Source organism: Pseudoalteromonas sp. HL-AS1, assembly GCF_031198785.1.
GTDB lineage: Bacteria > Pseudomonadota > Gammaproteobacteria > Enterobacterales > Alteromonadaceae > Pseudoalteromonas > Pseudoalteromonas distincta.
This window is the reverse complement of record NZ_CP133569.1, coordinates 1,293,642-1,305,944: the sequence shown is the minus strand read 5'-3', so window position 1 is coordinate 1,305,944 and position 12,303 is coordinate 1,293,642. Positions and strand designations below refer to the sequence as shown.

Genomic DNA, 12,303 nt, shown 5'->3' with positions numbered 1-12,303 from the left:
TTGATCAAAAACTAAAAATCAAACCTGACAGATTAAGTTAAGACTTCTTCATATAATTTTGTTAACACCAAGCGACTTTGTCGTATCTTAATTACCAAGCAATTCTGTCGTAATTGCTAATTACCAAGGGAAACTGTCGGTCTCTTTTTTACATGTTTGTTAGTGTTCTTGTTTTTGAATACTAGAAGGCATGTTGAGGATGATTGTGATGGATTCTAAAGCTCAACTAACCGTTGATATAATTGCCAAAGTGGTTGAAGGCAGAATAACAATTGCCAATGCTGCTAAGTTACTCAGTAAGTCTAGACGTTCAATAGAACGCTATGTGAAGAGATATCAGAAAGTCGGTATTCAGTTTGTTGTGCATGGTAACAGTGGCAAAGCCCCATCCAACAAAACGCCGGTATCAATAAAAAAAGCGGTTCAAAAATTGATTCAGGAAAAATATTACGATTTGAATCTGTTGCACTTGGCTGAACAATTAGCTACGAATGAGAACATTGTTATTAAGCGTGAAACCCTTCGCGGTTGGGCACATGATATTCATCACGTTAAACGAGCCAAACGAAGACGTAGCAATGTTCGAAAGCGCAGAGAGCGTATGGCAGCGCCGGGCTTAATGATGCAGATGGATGGTAGTCCCCATCGTTGGTTTGGCGATAAGAAGCATTGTTTGATTGCGATGATTGATGATGCCACCAGTGAAGTACATGCAGAGTTCTTCCCATCTGAAACCACCGCTGGTTGTATGAAAGTCATGCGAGATTGCATCGAAACTAAGGGCGTGTTTAAAACGCTGTACGTGGATAGAGCGGGTATCTTCGGCGGCCCTAAGCGTTGCAACTTCTCACAAATGCAGCGTGCATGTGAAGAATTGGGTATTGAGATTATCTTCGCCAATTCGCCTCAAGGTAAAGGCCGTGTTGAACGTGCCTTTGATACATTTCAAGACCGCCTTGTACCTGAGCTAAGGCTTAACAATATTAAAGATATAGCCAGTGCTAATGCATACCTGAAACATGTATTCATCCCACAATTCTGGCAGTCTAGAATTCAAGTGAAATCAAAGCAAGCGCCTGAATTTACACCATTATCGAAACACACCAACCTTGATGATATCTGCGTCATTAAAGACCATCGTAAGATCCGCAATGACCACACCTTCAGCTACGGTAACAAGTTCTATTTGATTGATTCACCGCTAAAACATTCCATAGCTAATCAGAAAATTGAGATCCGAAACACCAGCAAGAAAGGCTTCACCGCACACTTCGCAGGGCGGCAACTCAAGGTATCTGAAGTAAATGAGCCAAGTAAGCTTGAATCAGAAGACTTAGCAGTACAAAAGAAACTAGAGGTGTTGGCATTAATCGAAAAGCTTGGAAGTATCAGTGCAGCTTCACGACAAAGTGGCGTCTCACGAGACACTATTCACCGACACTTAAGACTGGTTAAGCAAGGCGGTCCTGATGCCTTAAAACGCCAAGAAACTCCCGATATAAGACATAAAAACTGTGTAGATAAAGCCATCGAAGATGCAGTCGTAAAATTCTCCGTTGAGCATCCCCACCTTGGTCAACAGAAAGTGGCCATCAAGCTGACTGAAGCCCTCGGTATTGATATTAGCGCAGGCGGTGTGCGTAGCATGTGGTTAAGAAACAATTTGAATACCACTGCACTGAGAGTTGCAAGGTCGCAAGCGTTGTAAAAATAGGCATAAATCATAGCCAGTTTAACAACTGGCTGATATGCTATTTACGACAAAGTCGCTCGGTAATTAGACCGACACAATCCCTTGGTAATCACACTTCTTCATATAATTTTTTGGGATAATTGATTTATCCAATTAAGCTAAGATATTCTTGCTCTGTTAACACTTCTACGCCCTTATCTTTTGCGGCATTAATTTTTGTTTCACCAACCTTTTCGCCCGTTACCAAATAGGTCGTGTTACCTGTAACAGACTTAGCTACTTTTGCTCCGAGTGTTTTTGCATGTTTTTCCATGTCTCCACGAGAACCTTGTTGCATGGAGCCAGTAAAAACAACAACGGTTCCAGCAATTGGAGAATTTAAACTTACTCTATCGGACTCCTTAGCCGTAACACTTAATTTAAAGCCAAGATTATAAACCTTAAAAAACTCTTCTCTAATGTTTGCTAGGCCTTCAACGATAGCTTCAGCGCTCAGTTGTGCAAATCCATCTATCTTAACCATATCCTCGACTGATATTTCGAAAAGCTCCACTATAGGACAATGCTGAAGCAATTTCTCGCAGTTCCCACCACCTAATCGACTTACTCCAAAAGCTGAGAGGAAACGCCAATCTTCTATTTCAATCTCACGACTTGCTTGCAGTTGATCTACTAAGTTTTGTGACGTCTTATCACCAAAGCCAAAAGCTAAAAATTTATGTTTAGGAATTTGATATATTTCATGTATATGTTTAATTCCAAAGTTAGTAATCTTTTCTATAACTTTAGGCCCAAAACCATCATTGTTACCTAACGTCTTGAAAAAATGTATTAAAGTGTTTTCGGTTTGGGCTGGACAATCACTTTTGTTAGGACAAATTAAATGATCTGACTCCCACAAGAGCTTCGAGCCGCAACTAGGGCAATTATCCGGGAGTTGAACCTCAGATTCCTTAATAACTCTTTCAATTTTTGGTATTACAAGACCACTTCTGACTATTTCAACTATTGCACCGGAGCCAATTTTTTTGGTTTTAACCATATTATAATGATGGACAGTAACCCTCTTAATTGTTACACCACTTAATTTTGTAGGAACTAACTCAGCTACAGGAGATATGCGACCAGTCCTTGAAGTTTGCGGTGTTATGCTTATCACTTTTACTTCAGCAGAATCTTCATTAACTTTAAAAGCAATTTGCCACCTATGGCTCTTTCTTGTAGCGCCCATATACTCTTTCAAGTCTTCATGAGTTGTTTCAAGAATGACACCATCGATATCAAAATCTACAGCTTTCCATATTTCTTCAACTATTGACTCGAAATTTTCAATGATTTCAGAAAAGTGAGCTGTTTTGTTTTTAATTAAAGTGAATGGATAAAAAACGCATGCACCATCTTTTATAGCTTTCTGGACGTTTTCGTCTAACTTCTTTTCTGCGATTATAGCTGCTTGTATATTTCTTGAGTTTTCAAAAATATCACTCAATTTACTATCGAAATAACTCTTCTTAATGACTATTTCACCGGGACCTAAACCTCGAACGCCATTTTCTGCAACTTTTAGCCCTCTATCAAATGCCCTTGTGATATCTTGGCCTCTGTAACCATCGCCTCTTGTATATAATTTCTGACCATCATCAAAAGCTGCGTAACCGTCAAGTTTCGGTGTTACTCTTAAATAAATATCTTTTTCTGAAATATTAATTTCTTGAGCCGCTTTCAAGATCCTTTTCAACCATTTTTCTATATCTTCTTTTGAATAAGCTTTTTCTGTTGAAAGCATTCTTTGCGGTAATTCTACTGTTTTTGCTTCTGCAAGAGCTTCAGGTTCAGGTTCAACTTTATTAAGGTATGGGTGAAGGTGATTAATACTTCTTAGCATAGAAATATATAAATCATATTGTTCATCTGTTATGACTTGAAGACCTACTCTATAAAGAGCGTTTGATGCTTTTAAGATTTGTACTAATTCATCTGAATCTAAGTTTGATTTATCAAAAAGACTAATTAACTCATTTGGCTTAATTTCTTTATCTATTTTTTTTAGAGTGTCTATTTGCTCATTACTGAAAGTGGCTTTTAACATTACAAGATATCCTTAATGGGCTGCTGTCGATAGAAGATTTAAAGAAGATTTGCCATCGGAAAAATGATTATTCATATAGTAACTTCTTATTTGATGATTCCTACTTGAAACAAACTTACTTAAGGTGACACTCACATCTCCAGCACGGCGTATAATAACTGTATCACCTACTTTTACGCCTAAACGTGCAACTTCATCACTGTTATGAAGCGTTGCATTTGATACGGTAACGCCACCCACAAAAACAGGTTCTAGGCGTGCAACTGGGGTAATAGCGCCAGTACGACCGACTTGAAAATCAACATCAAGTAGTTGGGTTATTTCTTCTTGCGCCGGAAACTTATACGCAATAGCCCAACGAGGAGCGCGTGCCACAAAGCCTAAACGCTCTTGTAAGGCCTTTTGGTTTATTTTTATTACTACGCCATCAATTTCATATTTAAGCTCACCACGGCGCGTTAAAATATCGCTGTAGTACTCAAGCGCGGCTTTAGGACCTTCAACTAATTTTGTTTCTGGGCACAGTGGCAACCCCCAGTCAGTTAACTTTTCTAATTGCTGATAGTGATCTTCAGGAATACTGCCATCAGCTACAAGCCCGGTACTATAGGCATAAAACATGAGTGGGCGTTTAGCTGTAATTTTAGAGTCGAGTTGACGCAAACTCCCAGCGGCTGCATTACGCGGGTTAACAAATACTTTTTCACCGCGTTTTTGCGCTTCAGTATTTAATTTATCAAAGCCAGCGCTGTCCATAAATACTTCGCCGCGCACTTCAAGCTCTTTTGGGTAATCGCCACGTAACTTAAGTGGTACATTACGAATGGTTTTTACATTTTGAGTAATGTTTTCACCGGTAAAACCATCACCTCGCGTAGCCGCTTGTACAAGTACACCATCACGATAAATAATTGATACAGCTAAACCATCAAGTTTTGGCTCACAACAAAAAGTAAGCTCATCGGTACTCATTAAACGCTCTTTTATACGGCGATTAAACGCAGTGAACTCTTCTTCACTAAAGGCGTTATCAAGCGATAACATGGGTACTTGGTGCGCTACTTGCTCAAATTTACTCAGTGCGGCACCGCCTACTTTTTGTGTCGGAGAGTCGGCGGTTAAAAATTCAGGGTGCTGCATCTCTAGTGCGCTTAATTCGCGTAATAACCTATCGTATTCAGAATCAGGAATACTGGGGGTGTCGAGCACATAATAGTTATAGTTGTGTTGCTCTAATGTAGTACGAAGATGATTAATTTGCTCACTAATGCTGCTAGACATTTAAACCTCAATAAACATAAAAAAAGCCACTTTGACGATTCACCGTCCAGTGGCTTATAAAAATATAATGTATGCGTTATTTACGCTGAAAAAGAACGAACCTGTTCAACATATTGCCTGATGCGCTCTACTGTCATTTCATTTCGCTCAGCATCTAAAATTTGTGCACCAAATTCATCCGCTAACTTTTTAGCTGCGCTGTGCAACATATTAAATGCCGCTAGACCATCGCCGTCGCACGGTAACGTCATAAATAAGCTTACCCCAGCGGTACTAAATTGTTCCATATTATCAATATCAAACGTACCTGGGTTGTACATATTTACTAATCTAAACAAAACAGGACCTTGGCCAGCCGGATCTAAGTGGCGATTAAAAAAGCCTTCCTCAGAATATTTAAAACCTAAAGTATTAACTGCTGGTAATAGTTTACTGCCCTGCATACTAAGCTCTTCTGGCATTTGAATATGCACAATAACAAAGTCAGACATTTGAGCAGGCGCTTCTTCAGCACTTTGATCTTTTGTTTCAAGATCATCAACTATTTCTAAGTCATCTTCAATCGGTGTTTCTGGCACGCTTGTATCAATTTGCGGCTCATTTGCATCAAAGTTAAGCTCGCCAAATTGTGGCTCATCACGTTCGTCTTGCATTGGCTCTTTTGGCTCAGCCTCAGTACGAAACGGTTTAGATGAAGCTGGTGCGCTTTGTTGTAATGGCTCAACCCGTTCATTATCCGATACTTCTGGGCGGTCTTTTTTTCTAACTGACCACAATCCATGTATTAATAAACCACCAATGACAATTACACTGATAACGATTAAAACCCATCTTAATTGTTCGGCCATCCCCTCACCTTTTATTATTTGATATGCCTAAAACCTGTATATTAATGAAAAACTAATACACTTGTTATAAAAATTTATGCGTGTGCAAGTTGCACAGCTTGCTCTATATCTACAGCAACCATACGCGATACGCCAGGTTCTGCCATAGTAACACCTGTTAATCTACCTGCCATTTCCATCGCAATTTTATTATGACTAATATAAATAAACTGCACTGATTGTGACATTTCTTCAACCAAACGGCAAAAACGCACAACGTTGGCATCATCTAGTGGTGCATCTACTTCGTCCAGCATACAGAAAGGAGCTGGATTGAGCCTGAATATAGAAAACACTAATGATAATGCGGTCAGCGCTTTTTCTCCACCACTTAACAAATGAATTGTTGAATTTTTCTTACCCGGTGGTCGTGCCATTATACTAACACCACTTTCGAGTAAATCGTCACTGGTTAATTCTAAATACGCGCTCCCACCACCAAAAACTTTAGGAAATAGCTCAGCAAAGTCTTCGTTAACTTGATCGAACGTCGCTTTAAAGCGTGTTTTGGTCTCACTATCAATTTTACGAATTGCACCTTCAAGGGTACTTAACGCTTTTGTTAAATCATCTAATTGATTATCAAGATAATCACTACGTGCTTTGGCTAAATCAAACTCTTCTATTGCCGCCAAGTTTACTGCACCTAATTTATCTAACTGATTAGTAAATCCTGTTAACTGATTTTGTGCTGCACTTAAATTTAATGAATCTGGTAATTCATCAAGTATTGCTTTTAAGCTTTGTTTCAACCCTTCTAATGGCTCAAGCGCAACTTGCGCTTTTATTACTAAGCTTTGTTCTTCAATTGTTAGCTTTTGGTGCTGCTCTTGTAAGCCCACCAGCTCACCTTGTGAATTTTTAAGGCTTATTTGCTTAGTGTTTAAGCTCTCTTTCGCCTGAGCTAATTCTTTTTGTAGCAATACTAATGCCTGCTCACCTTTTTGATGCTGTGCTAAAAGCTGCGTAATTTTATCGCTAAGTTCTTGCTCTGGTATCAGCAGCTCTTCTATTTCATTTAGTAGTTCTTGCGCACCTTCTGATGCACTAACGTGCTCTTGCTCCGCATGGCTCAATTTGGTTTGGCTTAACTGCCATTCACTGCGTGCCTTTTGCTCTAAGAGAGTTGCCTTATGTGCTTGTGTTTTATATTGCTCAAGCATGCTTAATGCTTCGCTATAACTTTTATCACTTTGTGAGCGCAAGCTATTTGCAGCGTCTACTTCATCCGCTAAGTTGAGTTGCTGCTCATTTAACACTTCAAATTGCGCTACTTGCTCATCAAGCACGGTATTTAATTGTAAAAGCGCAGTGGTTAATTGCTGTTTTTGTTGTTGTAGCTTTTCTAGTTGTAACTTAAAGTGCGCTACTTGCTGTTTGAGCATATCGCTGCGCGTACTGGCTACCGCTATATTTTGCGCAAGCTCATGTATGGCCTCTTTTAGCTCGCTTTGTTCGTTAATTAATTTTATTTGCTCAGCTGTATGTTCGTCACGAGTGTGTGTTACTTGTTGTAACTCGTCCTCGGCATTAGTTAACTGCTGCGCTTTATCTTGCAATTGCTTATGCTTTAAAAGTAATGAGTTTTCTGCATTACATTCAGCATTTACATGCCAATTACGACCATATAAAGCACCGTTTTTATCCATAACGGCTGTATAAAAACTATCTTTTAGTATTTCTAAATCACCGCTTTTACTATAAGCAATACGTGCTAAATGCTCTGGATAAACACCGCTTGTTATATATGTAGCTAAGCTATTTGTTGGCACACTTTTATCACTATTTGGCCACACACTGTTATCAGCTTGCTGCTCACTTACATTTAAATGCTTTAAAGATTTAAGTGCTTGCTCTATTAGAAGCTCAAAGCCTTCTTTAACACTTAGCTGATTAAACAAACCATTAGTACGTTCACTTTTCTCATCAAGCCCTAATGTACTTTTAAGCCCCGTTATACTGGCTTTTAACTCGTTTATTGTTTGAGTGAGCGTCGAATATTGTTTTTGTGAGTTATTAACAAGCTCATTTTGCACTTCAAGCTTAGCAGTGCACTTCGTATGTGCTGTTTGTTTAGCGGCAAGTTCTTGAGTTAAGGTTTGTGTTTGCTGTGTTTGCTGTATTAACTGCTGCTCTACATCACTACTTTGTAGCTCGCTAAGCTGAACAGTTAACTGATCAATTTGTTCGTTAACATGATCAATTTGCTGCTGAGTTTGTTTAATGTGACTACTATCCAGTTGCGCATTATTATTAAGCTGTTGCTGTTGCTCACACAAAGCTTGCCAATGAGTATGGTGGCGCTGCTTAAGTGCTAATAATTCCTCAAGTTCATGCGTTAACCCACTAACTTGCTCTTCACATATTAAGGCGTTTTCACTTGCCTCTTGCAGGGCTTCATTAAGTTGCTCGCACACAATTTGCTGCTGCGATTTTACCTCAGCACTTTGAATTTGGCGTTGCTGTAATTTAATTAAACTTTGTTTAAGCGTTTGGGTTTGCTGCTTTACATTGATTTGTTGTTGCTCAGCGCGAGTAAGCTCGGTGTGTATTACATGTTGCTGATGCTGTGCATCGCTTAGTTTATCTTGCTGGGCTTGTACTTGCCCCTCTAGGCTTGCAAGTACATCGTCATGCCCTGAGTTAGCGGTTTTAAAAAACAAAATTTGATCATTAAGTTTTTTAATTTGGGCACTTTTTTCAAGTTGCTGCTGATGTAACTTTTGCCATTTTAAAACCGCAATTTGGCCTTTTAGCGTACGTTCTTGTACTTTTAATTCGCGGTATTTTTTTGCATCAACCGACTGCACAGCCAATTTATCGAGCTGGCTTTGTAATTCTTTACGCACATCTAACAAACGTTCAAGATTTTCGCGAGTGCTCTTTATACGAGTTTGTGTTTCACGGCGACGCTCTTTGTATTTAGAAACGCCAGCGGCTTCTTCTAAAAATACGCGCAGCTCTTGTGGTTTACTTTCTATTAAGCGCGAGATCATCCCTTGCTCAATAATTGCGTAACTACGTGGACCAAGACCGGTGCCTAAAAATATATCGGTAATATCGCGCTTACGGCATTTACTGCCATTTAAAAAATACAGTGACTGTCCGTCGCGCGTTACTAAACGCTTAATAGCAATTTGGTTTCGATCGGCAAATGTGTTTGAAGGACTTCCTTTATCGTTATCAAAAACAAGCTCTACAGAGGCTTGTGATATGGCTTTTCGATTAGTTGAGCCATTAAAAATAACGTCGGTCATGGCGTCGCCACGCAGGTTTTTAGCAGAGCTTTCACCTAGCACCCATCGTACTGCATCAATAACGTTAGATTTGCCACAGCCATTGGGGCCAACAACACACGTCATTTGATCAGGAAATGGAATTTTAGTGGGCTCTACAAACGATTTAAAGCCCGCTAATTTAATAGTGCTTAAGCGCATCTTATTGTTATTACCGATTATTATTGTTATTGATTACAAACAATTTAACTCATTAACAGTTAAATTGTTAAGCTTGTCGTTTAAAATTATCTAAAATAATACCGGTCGCCATTGCCACATTAAGCGACTCTGCACCACCAAAAGCGGGGATGGTGATTTTATTAGTTACTAACTTTGCACATGTCTCGCGTATTCCATGCGACTCACTGCCCATTAGTAAAACGCCTGAGCCCGTAAATTGGGTTTTATGCACGCTTTGCCCATCTAAAAAAGCACCGTAAACAGGTAAATTTAAAGACTGTAGGTAATCAGGTAAATCTACTTGGCTTACCGATACCCTTACAAATGAGCCCATCGTGGCGCTAATTGTTTTTGGGTTGTAAGCGTCTGCGCTGTCGGTGCTAGTTACTATATGTTTAATACCGTACCAGTCTGCCACTCTTATTATTGTGCCTAAATTACCAGGGTCTGATACGCCATCAAGTGCGAGTATTAAGCCACTTGCTTGTGGTAAAGCTGCCTTTGGCATATCAACAATAGCAATGGCTGCATTATTGCTAACTAGCGTGCTGGCTTTGGTGAGGGCTTCTTCATCAGCTTCAATAAAATTAGCGTGCTGATACTTACCTTGGTACGCATTTATAAATTCGTTTGTAGCAAAAATATTAACCACATTTAATGGGCTGTTTAATAACTCAAGTACGTTTTTCTCACCCTGTACAAGGTATTGATTATATTGCTTTCGGTACTTTTTTTGGCCAAGTTGGCGAATAAGTTTGAGTTGGTTTTTTGAAATCATAACAGCCCCATAAAATTATCCAGCAAGTATAACAGATTTCGTTATAACATCTGAACTCGAAAAGCAGCGAATGGGGCTAATTTATCTTACTCGCACTTCTTTCGAAGGTCAGATCAATGCGAATAAACATGCCTTTTATTGCCTCTAATTGATTTGAATCGTCAACCGTCTGAGCCAATTCCTCATAAAGATTATCTGACGCTTGCTTAAACTTATTATTAAACTTGCCCTTGGTTGCCAACATAAATGCATCGGCTAATGTACGCTGCCACTCATTTAAATACTTTAGCTTTGTATTACCAGCCAAATTTTCACAAATTGAGTTTAATCGAACCGACGCATGCCCTAAATTTAGAGCGGTTAGTGCAAGATCAGTAATTACGCGTGAGTGTGAACCTTGATCGTAATTAGTTAGGCGAATTAACCTATCGGCCATGCGGCGGTTATACCAAATACTTGGGGTTGGATAGTTATTTATTTCGAGTAAATCTTTATAAGTGGCCTTAAAAACACGATGAACAAGTAATTGCACACTCGGGCCTGTGAATAACTGAAAAATCCAAAATAAAATACTCACCCCCGCAAAAATTGCCATGGCAGAGCTAAGTGTGTAATCGATTGAAAACGCAAGGCTCATATCGGTACTGGGTCTTACCAAAATCGTAAATGGGATACAAAACCCCAAGCCATATGGCAATGTTTGTTGATCAGCTAGCAGCAGTAAACCCAGAAAATAAGGCCCTGCTAATACAAGTAGCAATATTTCTAATTGCCCACCACTTTGTGATAATAAATTGAGTGCGTAAAAAATAGTTACAATAGCAGCAACCACCACGCCTACCAATAAACGCTTTATTACCACCTGTAAAATAGCTAACGGTATTCTCGCCAACATTATCGAAAATATGACCGGTAAAATCATAATTAATAATGCAGCAGAAGAGCCTGTATTAATCCAAATAAATGCGCCGATAGAAAACACCAAAGCAGTTCTAAATCCAACAATTATGCCAGCTAATGGGTCGCGATATGTAAGCATACTGGGTGCATTTAATAATGTTTTATCACGCTCTTCTAACGCTCTGTATGCGCGTAGTAAAATTGTTAAGTCGACTGCTACTTCTAAGCTCACATTGAGCATGTGAGATTCAAATGGCGAATCACTCACCGTATTTGCTCTATAGTCGGTTAGCTCTTTACGCAGCGTTTTAACTTGTTCGGCGCAGTAATCAAAATCGTCAGACTCTTTAATTTGTGCAAATACGTGCTTAAGTTTACTTATTAATTTATCTAAAGTAGGTGTAATAAGGTCTTCGTGGTTTCGCTGTAGACGGCCAATTATTTGAATTAAGGCCAATAAAGAAAGTACTTTTTGCGACAACTGATTTGCAGCACGCGAGCGCCCTGGACCTTTTGGTCCTTCGTATCTTACTGCGCTGGAATCTTCGTTTATTGATCCCAATGTTGCCATAATGCCATCTATTTGCTGATGACGGTTTTCGTGCGAGCCCTTAGAATCAAGCTCAATAACTAAATAATGTAACGTTTGATTTATAACCGACCGCGCTTGTGTTTGCAGTAAATGTTTAACCTTTACAGGCCAAAATAGATGACTCACAAGCCCAGCACATACAGAGCCTATTATTATTTCGCTTACTCGCGCTTGTGCAATATCAAATATACTTTGACTGCTCACCATTGCCGGAGTAACCATGACTAAAAGCACAATAATGGCGGCTGTTACACCGGCCATTGCAAACGCATACACAAAGTTTGCTTGGCGAACCATTGCCGATAACGCAGAGTTCACCCCCAACCATAATGCCAGTGCACCGAGCGCTAAATAAGGGTAGAGAATTAACTGAGTTAAAAGCAATATGCCAAATAAACCGCCCACTATGGTGCCTATTATTTGGCATATTGCTTTTTCAATAACCAATCCGCTTTGCGGGCGTAATTGCAAAAAAATAGCCGAGACTAACGCCCAATAAGGCCTTTCAAGATTAAGCGACATAGCAATAGTGAGCGCCATCACCATAGCTATAACGCCCTTAGTCGCAAAAATAATTGCCTGTTTTTTAGGAAAAAACAAATTTTGTAATACAACGCCCACTGTA

6 protein-coding genes and 1 pseudogene are annotated in these 12,303 nt (G+C 39.4%); 1 reads left to right on the top strand and 6 read right to left on the bottom strand.

The window, feature by feature from the left end; translation table 11 throughout:
- The first annotated feature begins 199 nt into the window (after positions 1-199).
- Entirely contained in the window at positions 200-1,708 is a 1,509-nt protein-coding gene (locus RB214_RS06100) for an ISNCY family transposase (protein ID WP_273604792.1), read from the top strand.
- Positions 1,709-1,838: 130 nt separating this feature from the next.
- Here the strand turns inward: RB214_RS06100 and RB214_RS06095 are convergent, their stop codons facing one another.
- From RB214_RS06095 to RB214_RS06070, 6 genes and pseudogenes are all read right to left on the bottom strand, one after another.
- Positions 1,839-3,782, bottom strand: coding sequence for a BRCT domain-containing protein (locus RB214_RS06095; protein WP_182671355.1), 1,944 nt, complete (start codon positions 3,780-3,782; stop codon positions 1,839-1,841).
- Positions 3,783-3,800: 18 nt separating this feature from the next.
- Positions 3,801-5,063, bottom strand: a pseudogene (ligA, locus tag RB214_RS06090) (NAD-dependent DNA ligase LigA); the annotation flags it as partial.
- Positions 5,064-5,143: 80 nt separating this feature from the next.
- Entirely contained in the window at positions 5,144-5,911 is a 768-nt protein-coding gene (zipA, locus tag RB214_RS06085) for a cell division protein ZipA (RefSeq protein ID WP_024596342.1), read from the bottom strand.
- A 74-nt stretch (positions 5,912-5,985) separates the two neighbouring features.
- A complete protein-coding gene (locus tag RB214_RS06080; RefSeq protein ID WP_309168612.1) occupies positions 5,986-9,387 on the bottom strand; it encodes an AAA family ATPase in 3,402 nt (1,133 codons plus the stop codon).
- Between the two features lie 67 nt (positions 9,388-9,454).
- The gene (locus RB214_RS06075; RefSeq protein WP_182715638.1) at positions 9,455-10,186 is read right to left on the bottom strand and encodes an RNA methyltransferase; all 732 of its coding nucleotides are present in this window, start codon (positions 10,184-10,186) and stop codon (positions 9,455-9,457) included.
- Between the two features lie 76 nt (positions 10,187-10,262).
- On the bottom strand, positions 10,263-12,299 hold the full coding sequence (locus RB214_RS06070) for an FUSC family protein (RefSeq protein ID WP_309168610.1): 2,037 nt from the start codon (positions 12,297-12,299) through the stop codon (positions 10,263-10,265).
- Positions 12,300-12,303: the final 4 nt, after the last annotated feature.